The sequence below is a fragment of the Bacillus cereus group sp. Bce019 genome (assembly GCF_051781745.1).
In the GTDB taxonomy this organism is placed as follows: Bacteria; Bacillota; Bacilli; order Bacillales; family Bacillaceae_G; genus Bacillus_A; species Bacillus_A cereus.
The window spans coordinates 90,486-114,279 of record NZ_JBPWJX010000005.1; the positions used below are offsets into that span (position 1 = coordinate 90,486).

Consider the following 23,794-nt stretch of genomic DNA (forward strand, 5'->3'; position numbering starts at 1 on the left):
ATTCATGAATAAATATTTATGTTCTATAGACTATTTTTTGTTTCGATCCAAACAAAAATGGTTATTTAACAAGCGTTCGTTTCTATTCTTTATGTAGTATGTTTGATTCATTTTCGCATGATACATAACGTCGAACAGAAAAACCCCTTCCATTGCGAAGGGGCTATTATCATACGGCTACGCCTACTGATAAACACCATCATCATTTTAACAACTTTCGTATGAATTTTAAAGCACTTTTTGTAGAAGAGTAACGAATTTTCATGTCGAATGCTGTAGATTGGGCTAAAATGCTTTTATAATGTGAAAAAGTCCGAAAACTTTCTTTCCCATGATAACCCCCTAATCCACTACTTCCAACACCCCCAAAAGGTAAATATGGCGTGGCAAGATGATAGACAACATCATTAATACAGCCTCCACCATATGAAATATTACTCGTCACTTTCTTTTGTATTTCTTTATCTTCAGAAAATACATATAACGCTAACGGCTTCGGATGTTGCTGGATTGTGCCAATTACATCTTCTATGTTGTCGTACTCTATGATTGGTAAAATCGGACCAAAAATTTCATCTTCCATAACAGTATCTTTCCATGTAATATCCGCTAGTACTGTCGGTTCAATATGTAATGTATCTTTCTTATAGTTTCCACCAATTACGACTTGACCATCTTGTAAAAATCCACATAATCTTTCAAAATGACGCTCACTTACAATACGCACATAATTTTCATTTTGCAAAGGTTCTTTACTATACTGCTCTATAATTTCATGTCGCAGTGCCTCAATTAGCTTTTCTTTCACGGAAGAATGCACATACATATAATCAGGCGCTACACACGTCTGCCCTGCATTTAAAAACTTACCCCAAACAATTCTTCTTGCTGTCATCTCTATCTTTGCATCTTGATGTACAATACAAGGACTTTTCCCGCCAAGTTCTAAAGTGAGCGGCGTCAACTGTTTCGCTGCTGCTTCCATTACAACTTTTCCAACGCCAACACTACCAGTAAAGAAAATATAATCAAATGGTTCCCTCAGCAAAGATGTACTCTCTTCAACGCCACCTTCTACTACCGCTACAAGCTCTTCTGGGAATAATTCATCTAACATTCTCTTAAGCACTTTTGAAACGCTTGGTGTTAACTCTGACGGCTTTAAAACGATTGTATTTCCAGCTGCCAGTGCTCCTACAAGTGGTGCAATTGCTAATTGAAAAGGATAGTTCCACGGTGCAATAATAAGTGTCACACCATACGGTTCTGGCACTACTTTTCCTTTTGATCCAAAATGAGTAAGTGCTGTTCGAACTCGTTTCGGTTTACTCCACGATGACATATGTTTCAATTGAAAGGAAATTTCTTTTAATACATATCCAACTTCCGTTGTAAACGACTCGTGAACTGACTTATTTAAATCTAATTTCAATGCCTGAAATATTTCTTCTTCAAAATGCTGAATGCCTTCATAAAGCTTCTTCAAATTATTCTTTCGCATTTCGATGCTTCTCGTATGCCCTTTTAAAAAATATTCCTTTTGCCTACTTACAATAGAGGAAATACTCATTCACTCACCTTCTCCCACTATTTTTATCCAATTCTTTCATTATTTATATAGACTTCATATATAACAAATTTCTATTCTTAAAGTTACATTATATATGACTTTTTCAGCTATATAAAATTCATTGCTCACAAAAAAACTACCGAAAGAAAATCTCTCGGTAGTTTTACAGTATTAACGATATAAACGAACAGCACCTGCAGAATTATCATCAGCTTGTCCTACTACTTCAAACTTCAGACCAAGCTTCGGTAAAATACGTCCTGCATCTGGAATCTGTTGATTAATATACGTTTTAGAATCATCAAACTTCGGTACACCTGCTAAACCATCATACGTATACGTTCCACGCGTTGGAGATACAACTTTCCAAGCTGGCGTTTTATCGAATGAGAACGCCGCATCTGCGATTTGGAATCGCGTACTACTTTCCACTGTCGGTTTACCATTTAAAGTTCCTACAATTGCTTCTGGATGAGAATCAACTACACCTAGGAAACCGTGTCCTGGATGTACACCTACCCAGTTATCTGTGTAAGCTGAATCTGCATACCATACGACCATACCAGCGTTATATACTGGACCACGTGCAAATTTTAACGCGTTATCTGAACCAGCATAGTTTCTCCACTCAACATAGTAGTTATGGCTTTTCTTCTCTGTTCCGTTAGAAACAGCAAAACCATCTAATTTGAATTGTGCCGTACCTTCTGCGTCATCAGAGAATACTACTTTATCATCTACTGTTAATGAAGCATTATCAAGTAAGAAACCATTTAATGCTAAACCACCATCAGTAATGTAATCAAATGTTAATTTTACTTTCTTACCTTTGAACTGGCTTAAATCATATGATTTGTCAATCCATTTTCCATTTGTCGAATCTGCATTTCCACTATTTGCTTTCTCACCAAGTCTTTCAATTAACGTTTGTTGACCATCTTCCGTTACAGCGTGTACTTCAAGGAAATCATACTCTGCTTCAATTTCATATAATGATTTGAAGTCAAATTTTGCAGTCGTTGCATTTGTTAAATCGAACAGTGGTGTTTCCATCTTCGTATGAAGATCATCACCTTTTGTGCTGTAGTAATACTGTTTTCCGAATGCCGGCTCAATTGTTTTTATATCTTTGTCTGGTAAGTTAACACGAATCATACCTGGACGGTTAGATTTCGTAACACTTTGGTCTAAATATGTTGCTAGGCCGATACCTTTATTTAATTTCTCGTAATCTACTTCTACGATATTTGCCCAGTTACCACCGATTGTTTTTTGGAAAAACTCTTTATTTTGTGGTGATAAGCTCGTTGGTGTTGTACCTGCAATTTTACCAGCCCAGCTTCCGCCACTCATGATAGACCAAGCTTGAATTGGCTCACCAGCACCGCTATATTGTGTATCATACTCATCTGGTAAACCTAAATCATGACCATATTCATGCGCGAATACACCAACTGCTCCATCTTCTGGTTCAATTGTGTAGTCGAACGCTGCCATCTTTCCACCCCAATATGGAACTTTCGCTTGTGTACCTTCAATTGCGAATGGTTTTGGTCCAACTGTCCAGCGATGTGACCAAATTGCATCATCACCTAATTTACCACCACCTGCTTCTTGTCCAACACCTGCATGAATAATCATTAAGTGATCAATTAAACCGTCTGGTTGATTTTTATTTCCATCGCCATTTACATCATATTGATCAAATTGATCAAACTCTGATAGATCAAGACCGCTATCTACAGCTGCTTTTAATGCATCTTTTACTAAATCACGTGGTCCCTTTGGTCCTTTATTATCATGACCGCCGCTAGCAGCATCTGCACCGTAATCAGCAGCTTTACCAGGAACTGTTAACCATTTTGTAACTGTTCCATCTACAGTGTAACTACCACCAGATTGCTCTTCGTAATATTGTTTAAACGTTTCAATTTTACTTCCATCATCTAATGTAAACGGCTCGTCACCGAATAGCATTTTTTCATAGTGTTCTTTGTTAAAGTCTTCCGAATACATATAACCAGGCTCTTTATCGATATTGTTATGTTTAAAGTCAGCGTACTCTACAAGTAAAACGAGTACTTTATCTTTACGCACATCACCGTTATACGCTTTTTGCTTTGCTGGAGATGTTGGTACTTTACCATTTAATCCGCCTTTAACTGGTCCTGTCGCTGCAGGTGTTCCTGTTGCAGGGTTATCTAATTTTTCTTTCGTGTCTGCTTTCGCATCTTTCACTTTCTTTAAAAAGTCAGATGCTTCTTTTGTAAGTTGATCCCCATTTGGTACTTCTTTCCCAGGATTTTCACCCTTTTTGTTCTCTACATACTTTTCGACAGCTTTCTTTGTTTCTTTCTCTGAAGCTGACGAATCAATTACCCCACGTTTTTTTAGCGCATCTGCTAAACGTTCTTCCGGAATTAAGTGATCATCAACTGGGCTCGTAGCTGTTTTATTCGCAGGCGTTTCAGCATATGCAGATTGAGTGCCAGCTCCGAATGAAAGGCCTAATACAGCTGTTAAAGCGATTGATGACAAAACTTTGAACGGTTTCTTGTTCATCCCATATTTCCTCCCCTAATAAATAATATGTATTACAAATTGAATTTTATTAAAAATTCAATATTTTTTCAATATTTAGTCATATTATGTAATATTTTTAATATACTTGTAAAAATTTCATAGTTAGCATACGAATATATCACAATTCAACAATGTTTTCTGAAAATATTGAAAGTTTTTATCGAACAATTTATAATTTCCATAGAGGGAGTTTAATGGGGATTTTATCTTTGTTTCATCTACAAAATATTTGATAATTCACTATATAAAACACAAAATCCGATTGCATTATCATGTATTATGTAGCAGCAATTATGACCGATAATTAGGGAGGAATTACATTTGTACAAAGATAAGACAGACGCACTGGATCAAGAATGGATTGATTTAATACTTGAAGCTCTAGATGCTGGTATCGCCATGCAAGACATCGAGCAATTTTTCCAACGTATGAAGCCATCCAGTCAGGCTCAATAGGTTTGTTCTTTTTAACGAAGTTTATGTTATAATAATGACATCATAAGACAACTACATATTGATAGAAAGGTGCGCAAATATGATTGGAGAACGTATAAAACGCCTTCGTTTACAAAAAGGGATTTCATTAACTGAACTTGCCGAAAAAGCTGGCGTTGCTAAATCTTACATTAGTTCTATAGAACGAAATTTACAAAAAAACCCTTCCATTCAGTTTCTTGAAAAGATCGCAGCAGTTCTACAAATTCCAGTTGATACTTTACTTCATGATGAAACAACAAAGGAAACTAACCTAGACTCCGAATGGACACAACTCGTTAAAGATGCAATGAACTCTGGTGTCTCCAAAGAACAATTTCGTGAATTTCTTGAATTTACAAAGTGGAAGCAAAATCAAAAATAATAATAGAAAGAAGTGCTTACAACCAGCACTTCTTTTTCTTTATAAAAAAAAGCGGGAATACCCGCTTTTTTATTATTTTTCTTCCCCAGCTTCTTGGTTGGCATTGAATGTCCATTCTAAATTCAATGTATCACCTTGGAAGATATTTTGGTCTTTTCCATCATCTACGAATTCAAATTGTACCCATAGATAATCCTCTGTACCAGCTGCTAATCCACCCTTTTCTCCCCACTCAGGAGCAAAGATATCTTTAGCTAAAAGATCTGGATCAACTTTTTGTAAGTCTGCTAAAGTTGTTTCATATACAGGCTCACTTTGTTTATCCCAGTTCCAAAGGAATTTTACTTTAACGTGCTTACCAAAGTCTTCACCAGCATTATCACCTTTTGCATCTTTAACAGTATACTTTGTTGCTAATTTAACGTCTTTAATAGTTAACGAACCGCTGTTTTGTAATAAGAACTCTTTCTTAACAGAATCCCCTGGTTTTAAATCTTTAATATCTACAAGCGTCTTAGGGTTTAATGTAAGGTCTAACGTCCCAGCTGCAAATGTATTGTTTGATACTTCTTTATCGCTAAAGAATGCAAATGTTCCTCCACCAATTAAAGCTAACCCCAATGCTGCTGATGCAACTCCCATACCTAATTTCTTTTTCAGACTCACAATCAATTCCCCCTAGCTTTTTTTTATATTTTTATCACTTATTTTTCAATAAGAGATGTAAAGAAAACTATACTAGCTTAGCTAATATGCGTTCTTTTTTAAAAACCTTATGTTCATTATAACGAACAACTCTATATAAACACAACACATATTTATTAATATTTTCAGTTATTTTTATTTCTCAATATTTTTTAGACTTTTCGGAAAAAATAATGATAATTTATAACTTTTTTCACACTCAAATCACTTAATACTATAAGAAAAAAGAAAAACAAAGAGGTGAGGGCTAACGTTCCCTCACACTCGTATAAATATTACTAGTCTTGCTTATTCGTTCACTCTCTCTTACACCACATTCTTGTTTTCTGGCTGTTTCACTAAAGCAGTTACTCCGCTTTCTTCTGCTCTTCTAGCTTTTTCTGTTCTTCCACTTTCTTTTGCTCTTCTACTTTTTTCTGTTCTTCTACTTTCTTCTGTTTTTCTACTTCCTTCTGTTCTTCGGCTTTCTTTTGTTCTTCGGCTTTCTTCTGTTCTTCTACTTTCTTTTGTTCTTCGGCTTTCTTTTGTTCTTCTACTTTCTTCTGTTCCTCTGCTTTCTTTTGTTCTTCTACTTTCTTTTGTCCTTCCGCTTCAATTGCAACGTTTAATTGTTGCTGAAGAGCCTGAATTTGCTCATCAATAGCTTTCAAGCTAATTTCTTTCTCAATATAGTCACGCTTCTCTTTGATACTGCGAAATCCTTCATTTACATATATGGACACTTGCTGCATCGACTCATCTTTATTTACCTTTAATTCTTCTTGTATTTGATTGTAAGGAGCTTCTATTTCAGTATATACATTTTGCAGAGCTTCCTTCTCAGCAACAATTTTCTCACGCCCTTGTTGCCATACAGAAATCACCTGTTTTATTTCTTCAATAGAAGTTGCTTTCAATTTCCCCTTCATCGTTCCATACTCACGCTCAATAAACTGTTTATGTTTCTCAGATTGCTCTTTTAACGTATTAACTGTTTTCGGAAATATAATTGCTGTAGAAAGCGTCGCTTCTACTTTCGTTTCATGAATGAACGCCGCTTCTGTATGCGTCATAATTTGAGATCCTAAATAAAACGTAATAGAACACATACACGGCAATATAAGCATCTTTTTAAAATTACGCGGTCTTTTCAGCATCTTAATCTCTCCCATCGAACATTACGTTCTTTATACAGAACACTATCTATATTATAGTAAAGAACTATTAAAATTGATAGACAAATACTAGAAAAATAGAAAAAGAGCTATCCATGTGATAGCCCTTTTTATTATTATCTTTCTTCACCTGCTGTTTGTTGTGCATCAAACGTCCAATTTAATTGTAACTTATCGCCTTGGAATTGATTTTGATCTTTTCCATTATCAACGAACTCAAATTTCACTTTGAATTTATCAGATTTACCTGCTGAAATACCTTTTTCATCCCAGAACCAAGCCGATAAATCATTATCTACAGCTGTAAGTGTGTCACCTTTTAATTTATCTAAAGTAGTTTGTTTCACAATTGTCTCATGCTTATCTACATTTTTTAAGAATGTTACTTTAATATGTTTACCAAAATCATCTTTATTATCTTTCTTTACATCTTCTACATTATAATCTGTTTTCAGTAGAACCTTTTTAATATCTAAAGAGCCTTTATTTTCTAGTTTAAATTCTTTTTCAATTGTATCCCCAGGTTTTAAATTCGATACGTTAACAACTGTTGATGGATTTAATGCTAAATCCAGTGTTCCAGCCGCAAATGTATTGTTTGACACTTCTTTATCACTGAAAAATGCAAATGTTCCTCCACCAACTAAAGCTGCTCCTAATACTGCTGATGTAATACCCATTCCTAATTTTTTCTTTAAAGTCATGTCCATATCCCCTTAATATATATTTGTTAACTTCCTAAACGGAAAGTATAACCAAACGAACTAGACGGATTGTTCTACTTTTTTATCTTTCTTTTCTCCGTCAATGCTACGAATAGCACCAAAAATAGAAATAGCGGAATAACCAAGCAAAAAGACTCCTGGAATAATAAGAAGTAATGCTGCTCCTGCTTTCGAATTCGCATAATTCAGTAAATAACCAACATATGGAACTGTAATATCTGCATACTTTCCAACTACATTTTCTGCAAGTACTGGCTCTAAATCTGGTCCGTTGTTGTTATCCCCTTTTGTTTCATACATTACTTTTCCATTTGTATCTTTCACACCGATAATACGGTGAGTGATAATTTTTTGATCTTTCTCTTTAAAGGTAATAACATCACCTTTTTGATATTTAGAACCATCTTTGTTTGGTTCTATTGCAATGATTGATCCTGTTAAAAACGTCGGCTCCATTGATCCTGAAAGAACGCTCTTAAATTGATATCCCATCACTGTCGGATCACCACCGCTTGCTTTTGAAGAAATAACTACAAAAGCTAAAAAAACCATCAATGCAAATAAAACAAATGAGATCGCGTTGCTAATTATCTTCCATATTAATTTCATCGTCTCTCTCCCTCTCCGTTGTTTTATATTATTTGAAGTATGCAATATCCACTTGTGTTCTTTAACAAGAACACAAGTAAATGATATAACGAACTTTAAGTTATTGCAATAAGAAAATTTACAATTATTAGTTATTTAAAATATAGAAAAAAGACTGTGCCAAAATTTTACACAGTCTTTTTATTAGTAATTTATTTACCTTCTGATTTCATTCCTTTTGTATTTCGGCGCAACACTACATATAAAATTGCTCCAAATAATATAACCGCACCTATCCCAACACTTATTACTTTCACATTTGAGTCTTTTACTTCAGGCATAGTTGTATCTTTTTTAGGCATCGTAAAAGTGACATCTTCTGTTGAAAGAACATTTACCGTCGCAATTGTTTGATTATTTTTCGTAATATCAACTGCACCAACTACCTCACCACGATGTATTCCTTTATGATATAAAGATTCTTTATCTAATGAAGCCGCCCGGAAAATAGTTTTCACATTTTTCCCTTCATCTTTCTTAAGCATAAGCTCCGCACTTTGTTCCAACTCAGAATTAACATCTTTATTTAAATATGTTGTTTTTTGATGCCAATTATGTTTATCAAGCACCATTTGCTTCGTAAATTGACCGAAAGAATATTCCGCCATCTGCTTCAAATCTTCATAAATTTCAGGTCTTTGAGAAGCCATTACTACGCTTATAATACGATTTCCATCTTTCTCATTTAATAAAACAAGTGTATTACGTGCTTCATTCGTAAACCCTGTCTTACCGCCAATGCTATATGGATTTTCAAAAAAATTAGATTTATTAAAAATAGACACCGTCTGCCTAGACGTCGTAACTGTCGTTCTTTTCGTATTCATCGCTTGTAAAATTTCAGGATACTTTTGCACACCCTTCGTAATCATAGCCATATCATACGGCGTCGTATAATGGTTCGGATCATGCAATCCATTCGGTGTTACAAAGTGGCTATCTTTCGCTCCTAATTGCTTCGCTTTCTCATTCATCATATTAGCGAAATTCTCAACACTCCCGCCAATCCGCTCCGCAATCGCATACGACACATCATTCGCACTCAGCACCATTAAAATCATAAGCGCAGTATTTCTATTAATTGTCTCTCCAGGTTGAAACTCAATTTGATAATTACTCTTCTCTTGATCTAATGCTAATTGTGAAAATGTAAATTGATCCTCTGGCTTTGTATGCTCCATGAGTAAAATCGCTGTTAACACCTTCGTCGTACTAGCAGGATATGCTCGGTGATATGCGTTTTTATCATACAAAACATCTCCTGTTTTCGCATCAATTGTCGTTGCAAACTGACTAAAAACATTCGGTCCTTCCGCAGGTGGTGGTGCAACTTGTTCTGGATTTACTCCAATATTCGTCTCAGCACGCAATGTTATGGGCGTCAAAAAAAACGAACAAATAACTGTAATAAAAACCAAAATTTTCTTAAAATTTACCATATGACTCTCCCTTTTCCATTTACTCCTTAACAAAATAATAAATCTACCAATCATATGTAATTTGTATTATATTGGAAGAAATTTCACTATTTTTTACTATATCATACTTTTACGATAAAGAACATAAATATACAATAAAAATACAATAAAAATAAGAAGGAATTACTCTTTCTTATCCTTCTCATCAATCAACGAATCTATTAACTTTTGACTAGCTTCCTCGGGCGTAATCTCATCTGTTATTCCCATAAACGACCAACCTTTAGAATCAACCCACTCAACAAACTCTTGTAAAAATTCATCATGTGTAACATCCACATCAAGAATCGATCCATTAATCGAAATCGTTCTATTTTTAGACACGCGCATCTTGAACGTTTTTCTTACCATTACAACTTTTCTCCCTCTACTTCTGAATATTTATAAAGTGAAACTTTCATCAACCCTCACGAATCGGACTTTTACGGGCATTCCGACCCGAACCTAACTTCTTTACTTTTGCTGAATTTCGAGGTAAGGGATCTTACTGCCCGCAAATAGCGAGATAAAATAATCATGTATCTCTGTTATACATGATTTTCAGTAAATTGTAAAAAGGATATATTGGCCAATTTAAATAGCAAAAATAAAAATCTCTTACCTACGTAAACGTAATACGACATACAATCGCTCATAAATTATTAAATAAATCCATAAAAATATACACTTTAAAACATAATTGAGTAAGCCATTCTAGTCTTTTGGAAGATATTATCTAAAATAGTATACTAAACGGATAAAGGATATTTGAATAAAGAAACTGAGGCCCTCTATTTAGCTGGATTCTTAAGTTGTAGACTTAAAGACTGATGCCTGAATTCATATTTAATTTCTATTTCTGTACATCATATCGTAAGAAAGAAGGTAGTACTGTGAAAACAACAGAAAATTTTACTGACAGGGCCGATATATATGCAAAATATCGCCCTAGTTATCCTAATGAATATATTGATTACTTGCTTTCAGCTAACCAACTGAAAGGGAATCGGATTGTGGCTGATATTGGTTCAGGTACGGGGATATTTAGCCACCAGCTGCTTGAAAGTGGTTTACATGTTATTGGAGTTGAGCCAAATGATGATATGAGAAAGATGGCTGAGCAATCATTAAAACTATATTCTCGTTTTCAATCCATAAAAGCAACTGCTGAAAATACCACTTTAAAAGAAAATAGTGTAGATTTAGTAACTGTTGCCCAAGCATTTCATTGGTTTGATAAAGAGGCTTTCAAAATCGAATGCCAACGAATTTTAAAACAAAAAGCAAATGTTGCACTTGTTTGGAATAGTAGAGATTTAACTAGTCCACTTATTAAAGAGAATGCAGAAATTTGCCAGAAAACCTGTCCAAACTTTAAAGGCTTTAGCGGTGGAATAGATGAAACTCCAGAAGTATTTAACAACTTTTTTAAAGATGGAAAGTATGATTTTAAAGAATATCAAAATGATTTACTTTTTGATTATGAAGGGTTTTTGGGAAGGAATTTATCAGCATCTTATGCTCCGAAAGAAAATGACGAACAGTATAAAAACTTTATTTTTCTCCTATCAGAGCTATTCGAAAAATACAGTAAAGATGGAAAAATTATTCTCCCGAATTTAACACGAAGCTATCTAGGCAATGTATAAACAGCCTGATACAAAGAGACATTGAACGGAATTAAAACAAGCTTAACCCCTCCCTGAATGTAGAACGAGGTTAGGCTTGTTTTGCATTTTACCACATCAAATTCAAATGACTTTCGTACAATAAAGTAGAATATATTAGAAAACACCTTAAACTGAGGAGGAACTCAATGGCGCGTTGTACGTATTGTAAAACGAAGTGGAAAGTAAAAGATGTATGGTCAATACTCGTGACATTTGAAAAAGATTGTCCGTATTGTTTTGGGAGGCAATATCTATCAAAGAAAACAGTGAACGCTATGCCAGAACTTATAAGCTTACCTTTACACTTCTTGTTCCCTTTTCTTGTTGATTTGAGTGATGAAGGTCCTTTGGATTGGTATCGGAAATAATATAACCTCTACATCCAAAGACTACTTTCTACTAAATTCGCTTCTCATCATTATCCCTTCATACATTACTCTCATAATCGCTTATACTTTCCCTTTTAAAGATCCCATAGCTCAACAGGAAGAGCGTCCCCTGAACAAATTTTATCAATTATGACTAAAAAAACAGTGATATATGTATACTGTTAAACATAAAAAATTAGCATTAGGTTCCAATTAAATATTAATTGAAACCCAACACTACTTGTATTCTGTAATTCAGAATACAAGTAGTGTTTTTTATTATGCATTTTTGCATACAGTATTGTTTTCTCTTGTAAATAGATAATAATGGTATATAATAAAACCAACATTTTACCAATAAAAGGTAATAAAGAGTAGTGGGATAAGCAAATAACCAAAACATATTAACAGATTTGTTCTATGTAAATCATGATACATATATGAAATCAAAACTATGAAATTTTATGTAGAGGTTAGATTACTACAAGATGAAAGATTCATAGCGAATGCACTCGAGGAAAAAAGTGTTCGATTAGATTAATCTTATTAAACTATTTAATGTGACGCCTATCGAACGAATTGAGAATATACTTAGGGGGAATTTCAAGTGAAGGCATTTAGTAAAGTATTATTAACTGGCGCATTAGCTTTAGGCGGTTTAACGGTTATGAACATTGAAACACCAAAAGCACATGCTGACGAATGGGATGGTTGTCATTACATTTGTGGTCCTGGTGAAACGGTGAACGGTGTTACAGTTCAAGTACACGCTACAGAATATAGCTTTGGTCAAAACGTAATTGCAAGAATTACAAATAAACGAGCTGAAGATATTCATTACAATGTCAGCATCGAGAAAAAATATGGCGATAACTGGGGAGAATATGATACTTTCTTCCATTGGCAAAATCAATGGGTTCCAGCTGGAAGTAACGATGAAATTTCTACTTTCACAGGATATGGCGAAAACATTTCAGACAATGGAACATATCGCTATAAAGTTGAAGTTGTAAGTGCTGACGGTTCTGTAGATACAATTTACACAGCAGGAATGACAGTTACAGGACGATAGCTCATGAACGAGCTCTATTATTTATGCTTGTATTTTTGATAATATCATTGATAATTGCGGTGATATTATTATTATTGAAATAAGCTCTTCGGGGCTTATTTTTTATATACAAATTGGAATAATAATATTCAGAAAATTACATCTTTACACTATTAAATTTTGTTGCTATTATAGGAATACGTCAAACGTTACAATATTCAACAAATTATACAAATCCTCCGATTACACGAATGAAAACACATTGCTGGTCGTAATATTTATAGTTGGGATCCCGTAGCTCAGCAGGGAGAGCGCCACCTTGACAGGGTGGAGGTCGTGAGTTCGAGCCTCTCCGGGATCATAAAATGATCGTAAACCGTGTCAGATTAACGTTTGATACGTTTTTTTTATTTTCCGTTGACTTAACCAGGGTGGCGGTCAGCTACAACGGGTCGTTATAGGTCTCTCGTCTCGTTTTCAAAAACGAAATAGAAGGCGTTTTTTTTATGACAGCTATTAATGAAGGAACTGTTTCAAAACGTAAAGGGAAACGTGTAAAGAAAGAGTTACGAACATTTGCTACACAAACGATCGACGACTTGTTCGAGAGATTTTATCATGCCAAGTTAGCTGAAGGACGAGCTACACGTACTTTGCATCAGTCTAAAGAAAACTTTCGATACTTTACGTATTTCCTCGATTACAAAAGTCTTAGTAGAAATATAGATACCATTACGACTGATGTAATCCGCAACTACGTAGTATTTATGGAGAACGAGAAAATACAATTTGAAGACCATAATTATAAACCAAATAAGTCATAAAAATCGACGTTGTGCCATCTTCGTTATGACGAAATTAATTTTTCAATAGTAACTACCTCCGATTTTTATTAAACTCTTTTTCCTATGTATAAATCCGACTCCTGAATTGCTTCGTAACGTTAATTTCAAAAAAGCTTCAAAACTTCTCATTCGTATATCTTGGAAGAAGCGCCGGTAGAAAGATGGCCAGCTACTACTCCCGTCTCTCACACTATTAAATCCGATCCTAAGTCGACTTTGTAGCGGAGAAACTGAAAAAACGCAAAAAAGACGTGAACCGAGGTTTACGCCTATATTTCAATTATTCTGCTATTATTTATTCTTCATCTTCGTCATACATAAAATGCTTAGCTATCTACCACCTAGCCTACACTCTTAACTTTTGAAGAATTTAAGATACTTAACATCCTCATCTTCAAAACATCTTCCTTCCGATTTTTTGTTAGCAAAGCTGAAAAACTCTTTTGCTATTTCTAAATCACCCAATTCATACGCAACTTTTCCTGAAATAAATTCTTTTTCACCTGTATCAATACGCATAAATCCGGTTAAAAACATTTTATCTGACCATTTTTTTGCTGTCTTAAAATCCTTTACAATAAAACAAGTATCAATAATATCATTCACTAAATCATAACTTTCATTATAAATACCTTTCGGAGTAGGTAATACACTCCAAGCCTCTTCTAATAATGTAATAGACTCATTATGATTACCTCTATCAAATTCATCATTACTCTGATTAACTAGACTTTCGAATTTCTCTTTTAAAGGTGATTGTAATATAGCCATATTGCTCCTCCTTAAATAATGTCTTTAATCAAGTCAAAATATTTATCATCTTCTTCAAAAAATATCTTGTAACCTTCTAGCATGTATGCTTTTAATAAATACTCCTTAGCTTTTTCAAGTTCTCCACATTCGAACAAGCTCTCTCCAAGTCTCAATAAAATCAATGGATTCGAAATACCGTCTGGACAGTTTAAAGCATTATAAAAATTACTTTTTGCCATTTCATAGTCATCTTTAATAAGATAAGTGTCGCCTATTACTGTATATAACCAAGTACTCGCTTCCCAATCCGTCTTTGGTGCTGGCACCATATCTAAAGCCACTAAATATTTCTCCAGTGCTTGATCAAATTGTTCTACTTCAAATAGAATATCTCCCTCTTCACATAGTTGTACAATTTGATTGTATATTTTGTCATCTAGTTCTAGTTCCAATTCCCTTTACCCCCAATTATTTTTTAGTTGGTGGCAAATATCTCTCACCTAATTTAGCGCCTGCTGATCTATTTAAACTAAAATGATCCAATTCATAATTAACAGAATCTAGCATCCATTTTCTAACTTCCTTAGACTTTGCTCCATAATGCCTACCAATACTATTCCACCACGAGACAGCATCGGTTAGATGAGCCATATCTGATTTACTAAGATCATACCACACTCCATCACTTGCCTTAAATTGCATTTTACCGGCACGTGTTGTCCTAATTCTTGGTGGATTTTCATTTTTCATTTTTTCTATTACTTCACGGCCAGTTCTTGATTTCTTTCCAGGTGTCTTTCCTAAATATTGTTCTCTTAAACTTTTAACTTTTTTAGGTGACGATTTTTTTATAGTACTAGCAGATCCATTTGGAGAAGACTGGAATTTTTGAAGAGTATCCTTAGCATTTTGAATTGATTTATGTAAAACAAATCCACCATGTCCAGCCACACTAACACCAGCTACTGTAGCAACTCCATTTAACGGAAGAACAATTGGTGATGCCAATCCACCGGTTCCTACTTCCGCTACGAAGGTTAAGAAATTAGAGGCACCTATAAGTGAAATACCTTCAAAAATTTCTATAACAGATCCTACCATCGATAAAGCATTTCCAGTAAGCCTTCCAGCTTGATAAGTCATCTTGCTTTCTAATTTATCATTATCAGGCGTTTTAAGTCCAATAAAGTTTTCCGCTGCTGCACTGCCAGCACCTTGAAAAAATTCGATAACACCATTTAAATACTCCCAAGCACCAATAGCTGTTTTTTCATACCATGATCTATTATCTTCCTGAGCCTTTAAAGCCACTTGTTTTTCTATTAAATCCATTTCCTCGATTTGATCTTGAATAGCTTGTTCATACATAATTTCTTGAATAGGTGTTAGCCATTCCATATTTAATTCTCTCGTACTAAATGTGCCGCTGGCAGGATTAAATCCTTTTCCACTCTGTACTTCTGCAAGTCCTATAGCAATGCTAGCAGCTAATTGAATTGCTGTACTATAGTTATTACTAGATGTTTGATTAAATTCATGTAGATGATCTAGCTTTTTTTGAAGTTTTTTCCTCATGTCAGTAAAAAGATTCGCCATAGCTTCCATACCCGGTATTGGCATAGCTTGACTGATGGCTTCCATACTTGCTTTCATTCGGTCAATCTCTCGAATTTGTTCTAGCAACTCTTGTTCAATGACATCAGTTGAAGCTACTTGTGATTCGAAATCATTGGGAAAAGCATTATTCTGACGAATTAACTCTTCACATAAAAAAATAATTCCTTGTGCCAAAGGTCGAAAGGTTTGGACAAAGAATGTTCTTGCACTTTCGTAAGTTTGTCCTTGTAAAACAGTATCACCTGCAAATGCGTCAATCGACTGAATGGCTTGTTCCATCCCTTGAATGGTGGCCGTACATACAGCATTCATGCTTTGAGTCTGGTTCTGTACTTCTCCCAAATACATATTTAAACTCATGCATTGACCTCCCTTGCTAATTGTTGTTGCTGATAGGAAAGCTCATTTTCTAAGTCACTAAGATCTCGTTTTTCCTTAAGTAACACTTCTTTTTTGTTTTCAAATTCAAATGTAAGTTTCCGCTCAATGTGTTGTGCTTCTTGACAGATATTTGTAAAAAAATGAGATAATTCTCTATCTCCATGCCAAGTTTCTAAAATTCGGTTAAACAAACGACGATTTTGATTTTTCCATTCATAAAAGCCCTCTTCTGTTTGCTCTTGAGTTTGAATCGCAGATTGATTTCGGTCCTGTTCTTCAAATGCACTTCGTAACCTTTGATTTAATTGTTTGATTTAGTTTTCAATATCTTGACTCATCTTTTTCCTCCTACCGTTTTACCTTTACGAAGGTGGTCACATTAGCGAAAAGTATGTTGAAGTTCGTTATCCATTCTCTCAAACTCTTTAGCTACCGAATGAATATGATCGACTGCCTGTTGAAAGGAGGCACAAAATTGTTTCGTTAAATCTAAAGCTTGCTGATTCGCTTCTTGTGCTTTGGAATTAACAGTTAGCGTAGTACGATTCGACTTCGTTATAGAACGATTTATCGTACTTTGGATAATATCAGAAGCATTCCTCATTTGCGTTGCGATTTGTTCTGCCGTTTGAAAATTACTTTGAAATTGTCCCATCGCTTAAACCCTTTCCAATATTTTTATAGAAAATTATACCATATTGGATTATATCACTGTAGCAGCTATTCAAATTTTCAACATATAAATAGTTAGTGGCATCCCTTCAACAAATTTTAGCTTTCTTTTAAATTTAAAAATTAAATTGCTAAACAAATGTTGGAGAATATCAAAAAAGGTTTTATGAACGTTGGAATAAAAAGAAGTGAACAAAATCTCCAAACTACTTAATGATTAGTATCACACCTGTTGTCACAACGAGTACTCCACTCCCTTCACAGTGGACAATTGCTACATCATATCCATGTGTTTATAATTAACAATTAAGCATAGACTTCAAACTAATTGGTACTTATACATTCGACTTACAGTTAAATTAACATCTGAAAATGTACCAAAGAATCCGACGTAGAAATTAATCGTAAAAGAAACAATAGTGCGCCCTAACATCTTGCAGTTTGGCGGTTCTACACGCTATAATTAATAATAGAAAACGAGACGGATGTATAACTATTTAGCCGCGAATGTTAATATGACTGCATTCGTGACTAGCGTTGACTTGCGGTTTGACTTATGTTAGACTCACGACCCTTAGTGACACCTTGACAGGGTGGAGGTCGTGAGTTCGAGCCTCTCCGGGGTCATATAAAAAAGAGACACCATATCAACCTTCTACGTGATATAGTGTCTCTTTTTTATCTAATTCAATTACTTCCCACCAAACATCTTCTCCAAAGATTTCGCATTTGCAAACAATACTTCTTTCAAGTTATCGTCAGCAACGATTTTATAGTCGCCATCTTTGTCTTTCTTTAAGTTCAATGTAACTTCGCGAGTTGCCATTGCTGCATCTTTATCCGTTAAGTTTTTGATGATAGTTGAGGTCATTGTTTTTTCGATCGCTTTTTCAGATTGTTCTTTGTCTTCGCTAAATGCGCTAGCGAAGGCCATTGGCATAACTTCTCCCACTGCTTTTGTTACAGCAACGGATAGATCAGCAGATGTAATTTTCACTTTCACTTCTGCTTTGTCATCCTTTTTCGATACTTCTTCTAGCTTTTCAAATTTAAAGTTCTTTGTAATTGCACTTAGCATTGCTTTTGCCTCAGCATCATCTGTTTTTTCATTTAGTTTATTAAATTCCTTGTCACTCTCAACAAATGTACGAGCTTTTTCTATATCACCTTTTTGTATCGCTGTTAAAAATTCTTCTGTAGTATCTTTCGGATTTGCACACCCTGCTAAAACACCTGCTGTTAATCCTACTACCATCATTAATAGCAATAATTTCTTTATCTTTTGCACGCTCATTCTCCTCTTATCTTTTCTAGTAAGTCAGCATCATACAATATTATGAAACTGACATTACAAACATTTTTTAGTATAGCATTTATATGATTCGTTTTCTATTAATTCCCAAAAGATAAAGGGCCTTGCAGCATTCCTACAAGGCCCTCTTCTATCAATCTGTATCCGTAGCACAAATGAACCACATTTTCTGTTCCCTACTATCTAACACCATCCAAGTAGCATCCCATGCAACATCGTAAAACCAATCTGTCCAAGGGCAATAGCTTTCGAACACTTTAATATCTTCATAGCGATCTTGGAACATATATTGACATACATTCACTGCTAATTGTTTTGCGATAACTGGTCGTTCCTTAAATCCTTCATATGCTCCGCCCGACAAAATTTGAGCGGCAATGCTACCATCAAGCATGACTGCCCATCGCTCTTTAAAATGCAACTTATATTTTTCTGACGTATGTATTTTTAACTCTTCTAAGCTATTGATTATATCTAAAGAGTTAAAGATTCTTCTAAAGAAGTGCTCGTGTCCATCTTTCCAATATGGTATTTCTTTGAAAAAATTTTCGTTATGTACTTTAAAACAGCTTATAACCGCTCCGCCATTTACGTTTTGTTCCTTAAATGTATGTATGAGTTTCTCAATAGATGAGTCATTCGTTTCTATTTTTTCAAACGTTCCTGCTTTCCATCTCATAACGCCCACTACTCTCTATTAAAAATTTGTTTCTTCATTATAAATAGCAAAATAAAAACCAGCAACTTTAAGGTTGCTGGCTTATCTCTTATTCATATTCTAAAAAACAATAACAACTGCTCCAATTATATAATGCCCTGCTACCATCCACATAGTCCGATCAAAGATTATAAGCGATAACCAAAGCGATATATTAATAGCAGCAAATAATACATATAAAATGAAGTCCCTCTTTTGTAGTGCTTCTCTATTCATCAAAATATAAATTGCACCGATTGGCGGAAGGATGAAGCAAAGGAAAAAGACAAATATTTTTCTTAACGACCACGGATACGAAGTTACTGTCTGCATATGAATCCCCTTTTCATCACAATACCTGCTTCGACATCGGCCTCACTACCCTATATTCATCACTATAAGCTTCCTTTATGATTAAAGGCGGGTAATCACTTTTTTCTTCCTCAATCATTGTAAATACTTCTGTTTTCTCTTGTAATGTATTAGATTCTCTATTTTTAGTAGGTTTTCTACTTGTTTTAATTTTCTTTGTTACTTCGCCAAGTTTTTGCCCAACTTCTTCTACTTTGGCTGGTTCATTCGTAACATAGTATTCTTGTTTGTCCCATACTAATATAGGTGGCACTTGTTCTCTTTTGTTACATATTATATAAGTAGTACTAGCTACAAGTAGTAGACAAGTTAATAAATAGAAGATAGTTTTTTTATTCATATACTACACTCCTTATCTATCATTTCATTGGATTATATAATATAATCCATTTATAGTAAATGGATTTAGTGGTAATTTTTAGGTTAAACAATAAAGAAAAACCTTACCGAAGTAAGGTTCCGTTTTTACACTCTATAGTGACTGACTTATTAAAACGATCATTACAATAATCGCTATAAGCATAACAACTAAACAGGCGATTAATTTATAAAATCCTCGTTTCGTTAACGTCCCGCCTTGAACGTCTTTACGAATAAATAAGAATACAGCTAAAAATAATACAAGCCCAATGCCAAAAGCATACATCATTTGCATATGTTAATCTTCCTTTCTCTCTTCCATCTTAATATCTTTTTGCCAAAACAACAAATGAGATAAAGACGGTACTCATTGTAAGTGCCATAAGTATATTCAATAATATAGAAGAAACTTTTTTTCAATTTCAGCACGTCTATTTTGAAGCGAAACACGGAACACTGTAAATAACTGTTACTATATCTCCTCACTTCTTTTTTTAAAATTTAATATCTCCATATTTGTTTTATCCTTTTAAAACATTTCATTTATTTCTTTATTTCACGAAATACGTTATTTGTTTTACGGTGTTTTTCGTCATATTTATAGAAACTAACTGTTTATGGAGCATTTTTTATGTTTAGCAACTTTTTTTGTAGAAATCCTTCACTTTCCTTTCAATATTTAACACTATCTAAATAAAGTTTACGATAAATTCATAATTTTTTATTTTTTATACTATATTCCGTTATATTGTTGTATAATATCTATGAAAGCGCTTATTATTTCAATATACATAATTCAAACTAATTTTATCGAAACATTCTAACTATTATACCTATATTTAAATGCAACAATTATAGCTATTAGTATAGGCATACCAAATATATCCACCCCATTTTTCTGTAAAATTACTTTATAACATGAAAGATTAACTTGGGTGATAAGTTATTGTGAATGTTTTTTTACAAAACAGATAAGTAATAGTGTTTGGTATTATGTAAATTATTGTAATAACATAAGAGTAAAGAAAACATTTACATTGATTATTGATTTATTACTTATTGAAAAAGAGCAAAATGCACCTTTGTATGGAAAAGGATTATATGCATTGGGAGGTTTAAACAAATGACGAGGAAGAATACAACGACAAACCCTTGGGCCAAGTTCCACGGTCCGAACCTTGGTTATGTTATTGAGCAGTATGATCTTTACGTAACTGGAGCAGGTTCTGTTGATCCGGAATTACAAGAGCTTTTTGAAATTTTTGGAGCTCCTTCGTTTCAAGATGATGTCGTAACAGGGGACAACACAGCAACACATTTTTCTCCTCAAAACACAGGTAACATTGAAAAAATTCTTAAAGTCGTTCAACTTGTTGAGCAGATTCGTTCTTTCGGGCACACGTTGGCTCACATCAACCCGATGGAAGATGCTGCAAATGGACAATCTCTTCTTGAGAAAGCAATGAGCGAACTGAGCGATGCTGACTTGAAAGCGATTCCAGCGAAAACAGTATGGCCAGATGCACCAGAAGGTATTCACACTGCACTTGATGTAATTCATAGATTAAAAGACGTTTATACAAAATCTTTAGCTTATGAATTTTCTCATATACAAGATAGTGAAGAACGCGCGTGGTTGCATCAAATGGTGGAATCAAATTCATTGCGTCAACCACTATCAAATAAAAAACGAACTGCTCTTTTAAAACGTTTAACAGCTGTTGAAGGTTTCGAGCAATTCTTGCATAAAACATTCGTTGGGCAAAAACGTTTCTCTATCGAGGGCGTTGATATGCTTGTACCTGTTTTAGATGAAATTGTTCTAGAAGGTGCTAAGAACGGCGTAGAGGATGTCATGATTGGTATGGCTCACCGCGGTCGCCTAAGCGTACTTGCTCACGTATTAGAAAAACCATATAGCCACATGTTTGCTGAGTTCAAACATGCAAAAATAGAAGGCGCAGTGGCTAATTCTGGCTGGACTGGCGATGTGAAATACCACCTAGGTAGAGAACAAGTCGTTAGTAACGAAGAAGTTAGCACTCGCGTGACATTAGCAAATAACCCGAGTCATCTTGAGTTCGTGAATCCTGTAGTAGAAGGTTTCGCACGTGCTGCTCAAGAGAATCGTAAAAAATCTGGTCTTCCAGATCAAGATACTTCAAAATCATTCGTAATTTTAGTTCATGGTGATGCTGCATTCCCTGGTCAAGGTATTGTATCTGAGACACTCAACTTAAGCAGATTGAACGCGTATCAAACAGGCGGAACGATTCATGTTATCGCAAACAATGCAGTTGGTTTTACAACTGATAGCTATGATTCTCGTTCTACGAAATATTCTAGTGACCTTGCAAAAGGTTTCGATATTCCGATTGTTCACGTGAACGCTGATGATCCGGAAGCTTGTCTTGCAGCTGCTAACCTTGCAATTCAATATCGCATGTTGTTCAAAAAAGATTTCTTAATCGATTTAATTGGTTACCGCCGCTACGGTCATAACGAAATGGATGATCCAGCAGTTACGCAACCACAAGTGTACAAAAAAATTAAAAACCACCCAACTGTAAGGGCAATTTATGCAGATCAATTACAAGCTGCTGGTGTTCTAAATGCAGATGAGGTTGAAACAATTACACAGTTTACACAAGAGCAATTAAAATCCGACTATGCACAAGTACCACCAGCTGATACGAGCGACGCAACAATTCACGTTAAAGTACCAGATGTTGTTGCAAAAGGTATTCAACCAATTGATACTGGTGTTGAGATTGACTCACTTCGTGCAATTAATGAAGGTCTACTATCTTGGCCAGAAGGATTTAACGTATATCCGAAAGTGAAGAAAATTCTTGAGCGCCGTAAAGATGCTCTTGAAGAGAACGGTAAAATTGAATGGGCACTTGCTGAATCGTTAGCATTCGCTTCTATTTTACAAGAAGGTACGCCAATTCGTTTAACTGGTCAAGATTCACAGCGTGGTACATTCGCACACCGTCATATCGTATTACACGATACTGATACAAACGAAACATATTCACCGTTACATCGCTTACCAAACATTAATGCATCGTTCTCTGTTCATAACAGTCCGTTATCAGAGGCTGCTGTTGTTGGTTACGAATATGGTTATAACGTATTCGCTCCAGAAACTCTCGTTATGTGGGAAGCGCAATACGGTGACTTCTCAAATACTGCGCAAGCGTTATTTGATCAATATGTGTCAGCTGGAAGAGCAAAATGGGGTCAAAAATCTGGCTTAGTTCTTCTATTACCACACGGTTATGAAGGTCAAGGACCAGAGCACTCTAGTGCACGTCCAGAGCGTTTCTTACAGTTAGCTGCTGAGAATAACTGGACAGTTGCAAACTTAACGAGCGCGGCTCAATACTTCCATATCCTGCGTCGTCAAGCATCTATCTTAGGAACAGAAGCTGTTCGACCATTAGTATTGATGACGCCGAAGAGTTTATTACGTCACCCACTTACGCTTTCAACTGCTAGTCAGTTAAGCGAAGGACGTTTCCAACCTGCTTTAGAACAAGAAAACCTTGGCATGAAACCAAATAAAGTAAAACGTCTTGTTTTAAGCACAGGTAAAATGGCGATTGACTTAGCAGCAGAAATCGAGTCTGGTAAACATGAGTACAACTTAGACGAAGTTCATGTCGTTCGTATTGAGCAATTGTACCCATTCCCTGCTGAGAAAGTTCAATCTATTATTAAACGCTTTAAAAACTTAGAAGAAATCATTTGGGTTCAAGAAGAACCTCGTAATATGGGCGCATGGCATTACATGGCTCCAATTCTGTTCGAACTTGCTGGAGATAAAGTGAAAACAGGCTACATTGGACGTCCTGATCGCTCTAGTCCATCTGGCGGCGATCCATTCGCTCACAAAGCTGAGCAAGAGCTAATTGTTGCACATGCTTTAGATGTGAAGTATAACTTCCGTCAAGATAAACAAGAAATTGAAGTTTACAGCAACTAAAAAG

General features: G+C 35.0%; 25 protein-coding genes, 1 tRNA gene and 1 pseudogene. 8 read left to right on the top strand and 19 right to left on the bottom strand.

What is annotated here, in order from left to right:
* Nucleotides 1–202: 202 nt before the first annotated feature.
* Entirely contained in the window at nucleotides 203–1,570 is a 1,368-nt protein-coding gene (locus ACS2QP_RS10535; protein ID WP_078420617.1) for an aldehyde dehydrogenase, read from the bottom strand.
* A 171-nt stretch (nucleotides 1,571–1,741) separates the two neighbouring features.
* Nucleotides 1,742–4,132, bottom strand: a complete 2,391-nt coding sequence (gene inhA1, locus ACS2QP_RS10540; protein ID WP_017672843.1) for a M6 family metalloprotease immune inhibitor InhA1 — start codon at nucleotides 4,130–4,132, stop codon at nucleotides 1,742–1,744.
* A gap of 342 nt (nucleotides 4,133–4,474) precedes the next feature.
* On the opposite strand from inhA1, the gene ACS2QP_RS10545 reads away from it, so the two are divergent.
* Entirely contained in the window at nucleotides 4,475–4,609 is a 135-nt protein-coding gene (locus tag ACS2QP_RS10545; RefSeq protein ID WP_000276219.1) for an anti-repressor SinI family protein, read from the top strand.
* A gap of 79 nt (nucleotides 4,610–4,688) precedes the next feature.
* On the top strand, nucleotides 4,689–5,012 hold the full coding sequence (locus ACS2QP_RS10550) for a helix-turn-helix domain-containing protein (RefSeq protein ID WP_000578885.1): 324 nt from the start codon (nucleotides 4,689–4,691) through the stop codon (nucleotides 5,010–5,012).
* 72 nt (nucleotides 5,013–5,084) lie between these two features.
* On the opposite strand, the gene calY is transcribed toward ACS2QP_RS10550, so the two are convergent.
* The 6 genes from calY to ACS2QP_RS10580 form a co-directional block, all read right to left on the bottom strand.
* The gene (gene calY, locus ACS2QP_RS10555; protein ID WP_000053713.1) at nucleotides 5,085–5,678 is read right to left on the bottom strand and encodes a biofilm matrix protein CalY; all 594 of its coding nucleotides are present in this window, start codon (nucleotides 5,676–5,678) and stop codon (nucleotides 5,085–5,087) included.
* A 386-nt stretch (nucleotides 5,679–6,064) separates the two neighbouring features.
* Nucleotides 6,065–6,853: a DUF4047 domain-containing protein gene (locus tag ACS2QP_RS10560; protein WP_438882405.1), complete on the bottom strand. Its 789-nt coding sequence runs from the start codon at nucleotides 6,851–6,853 to the stop codon at nucleotides 6,065–6,067.
* 134 nt (nucleotides 6,854–6,987) lie between these two features.
* Nucleotides 6,988–7,575 (bottom strand): CalY family protein, encoded by a 588-nt coding sequence (locus ACS2QP_RS10565; protein ID WP_000172852.1) that lies wholly within the window; start codon nucleotides 7,573–7,575, stop codon nucleotides 6,988–6,990.
* Nucleotides 7,576–7,635: 60 nt separating this feature from the next.
* On the bottom strand, nucleotides 7,636–8,205 hold the full coding sequence (sipW, locus tag ACS2QP_RS10570; protein WP_000767792.1) for a signal peptidase I SipW: 570 nt from the start codon (nucleotides 8,203–8,205) through the stop codon (nucleotides 7,636–7,638).
* A 191-nt stretch (nucleotides 8,206–8,396) separates the two neighbouring features.
* Complete coding sequence (locus ACS2QP_RS10575) at nucleotides 8,397–9,683, bottom strand: D-alanyl-D-alanine carboxypeptidase family protein (protein ID WP_438882406.1); 1,287 nt, start codon at nucleotides 9,681–9,683, stop codon at nucleotides 8,397–8,399.
* Nucleotides 9,684–9,845: 162 nt separating this feature from the next.
* Nucleotides 9,846–10,073 (bottom strand): hypothetical protein, encoded by a 228-nt coding sequence (locus ACS2QP_RS10580; protein WP_000251856.1) that lies wholly within the window; start codon nucleotides 10,071–10,073, stop codon nucleotides 9,846–9,848.
* Between the two features lie 521 nt (nucleotides 10,074–10,594).
* Here ACS2QP_RS10580 and ACS2QP_RS10585 point away from each other — a divergent pair.
* From ACS2QP_RS10585 to ACS2QP_RS10605, 5 genes are all read left to right on the top strand, one after another.
* Nucleotides 10,595–11,350 carry a class I SAM-dependent methyltransferase gene (locus ACS2QP_RS10585; protein ID WP_000858661.1) on the top strand — a complete coding sequence of 252 codons (756 nt, stop codon included), beginning with the start codon at nucleotides 10,595–10,597 and terminating at the stop codon, nucleotides 11,348–11,350.
* 167 nt (nucleotides 11,351–11,517) lie between these two features.
* Entirely contained in the window at nucleotides 11,518–11,739 is a 222-nt protein-coding gene (locus ACS2QP_RS10590; RefSeq protein WP_000090221.1) for a hypothetical protein, read from the top strand.
* Between the two features lie 607 nt (nucleotides 11,740–12,346).
* The gene (locus tag ACS2QP_RS10595; RefSeq protein ID WP_017672840.1) at nucleotides 12,347–12,811 is read left to right on the top strand and encodes a hypothetical protein; all 465 of its coding nucleotides are present in this window, start codon (nucleotides 12,347–12,349) and stop codon (nucleotides 12,809–12,811) included.
* A gap of 267 nt (nucleotides 12,812–13,078) precedes the next feature.
* Nucleotides 13,079–13,151: transfer RNA gene (locus tag ACS2QP_RS10600), tRNA-Val, on the top strand.
* A 145-nt stretch (nucleotides 13,152–13,296) separates the two neighbouring features.
* Nucleotides 13,297–13,614, top strand: a complete 318-nt coding sequence (locus ACS2QP_RS10605; protein ID WP_017672821.1) for a hypothetical protein — start codon at nucleotides 13,297–13,299, stop codon at nucleotides 13,612–13,614.
* A gap of 375 nt (nucleotides 13,615–13,989) precedes the next feature.
* Here ACS2QP_RS10605 and ACS2QP_RS10610 read toward each other — a convergent pair whose 3' ends face one another.
* The 11 genes and pseudogenes from ACS2QP_RS10610 to ACS2QP_RS10660 all read right to left on the bottom strand — a co-directional run.
* Nucleotides 13,990–14,406 carry a hypothetical protein gene (locus ACS2QP_RS10610; protein WP_017672820.1) on the bottom strand — a complete coding sequence of 139 codons (417 nt, stop codon included), beginning with the start codon at nucleotides 14,404–14,406 and terminating at the stop codon, nucleotides 13,990–13,992.
* Between the two features lie 11 nt (nucleotides 14,407–14,417).
* Nucleotides 14,418–14,840 (bottom strand): tetratricopeptide repeat protein, encoded by a 423-nt coding sequence (locus ACS2QP_RS10615; protein WP_017672819.1) that lies wholly within the window; start codon nucleotides 14,838–14,840, stop codon nucleotides 14,418–14,420.
* Between the two features lie 16 nt (nucleotides 14,841–14,856).
* A complete protein-coding gene (locus ACS2QP_RS10620; protein ID WP_061456928.1) occupies nucleotides 14,857–16,365 on the bottom strand; it encodes a T7SS effector LXG polymorphic toxin in 1,509 nt (502 codons plus the stop codon).
* Nucleotides 16,362–16,700 carry a DUF3958 family protein gene (locus ACS2QP_RS10625; protein WP_235598829.1) on the bottom strand — a complete coding sequence of 113 codons (339 nt, stop codon included), beginning with the start codon at nucleotides 16,698–16,700 and terminating at the stop codon, nucleotides 16,362–16,364. The genes ACS2QP_RS10620 and ACS2QP_RS10625 overlap by 4 nt, the downstream gene beginning before the upstream one ends.
* 65 nt (nucleotides 16,701–16,765) lie before the next feature.
* On the bottom strand, nucleotides 16,766–17,041 hold the full coding sequence (locus ACS2QP_RS10630; protein WP_017672814.1) for a TIGR04197 family type VII secretion effector: 276 nt from the start codon (nucleotides 17,039–17,041) through the stop codon (nucleotides 16,766–16,768).
* 708 nt (nucleotides 17,042–17,749) lie between these two features.
* Nucleotides 17,750–18,346, bottom strand: a complete 597-nt coding sequence (locus tag ACS2QP_RS10635) for a hypothetical protein (RefSeq protein WP_001169480.1) — start codon at nucleotides 18,344–18,346, stop codon at nucleotides 17,750–17,752.
* 157 nt (nucleotides 18,347–18,503) lie between these two features.
* A complete protein-coding gene (locus ACS2QP_RS10640) occupies nucleotides 18,504–19,049 on the bottom strand; it encodes a hypothetical protein (protein ID WP_016082411.1) in 546 nt (181 codons plus the stop codon).
* A 99-nt stretch (nucleotides 19,050–19,148) separates the two neighbouring features.
* Nucleotides 19,149–19,400 (bottom strand): hypothetical protein, encoded by a 252-nt coding sequence (locus tag ACS2QP_RS10645; RefSeq protein ID WP_438882407.1) that lies wholly within the window; start codon nucleotides 19,398–19,400, stop codon nucleotides 19,149–19,151.
* Between the two features lie 16 nt (nucleotides 19,401–19,416).
* Nucleotides 19,417–19,779, bottom strand: coding sequence for a hypothetical protein (locus ACS2QP_RS10650; RefSeq protein WP_061456927.1), 363 nt, complete (start codon nucleotides 19,777–19,779; stop codon nucleotides 19,417–19,419).
* Nucleotides 19,780–19,911: 132 nt separating this feature from the next.
* Nucleotides 19,912–20,094, bottom strand: a complete 183-nt coding sequence (locus tag ACS2QP_RS10655; RefSeq protein WP_001178291.1) for a DUF3976 domain-containing protein — start codon at nucleotides 20,092–20,094, stop codon at nucleotides 19,912–19,914.
* Between the two features lie 28 nt (nucleotides 20,095–20,122).
* Nucleotides 20,123–20,197: pseudogene (locus tag ACS2QP_RS10660) on the bottom strand (permease); the annotation flags it as partial.
* 725 nt (nucleotides 20,198–20,922) lie between these two features.
* Between ACS2QP_RS10660 and odhA the strand changes: the two are divergent.
* Complete coding sequence (gene odhA, locus ACS2QP_RS10665) at nucleotides 20,923–23,790, top strand: 2-oxoglutarate dehydrogenase E1 component (protein ID WP_000197157.1); 2,868 nt, start codon at nucleotides 20,923–20,925, stop codon at nucleotides 23,788–23,790.
* Nucleotides 23,791–23,794 lie beyond the last annotated feature (4 nt).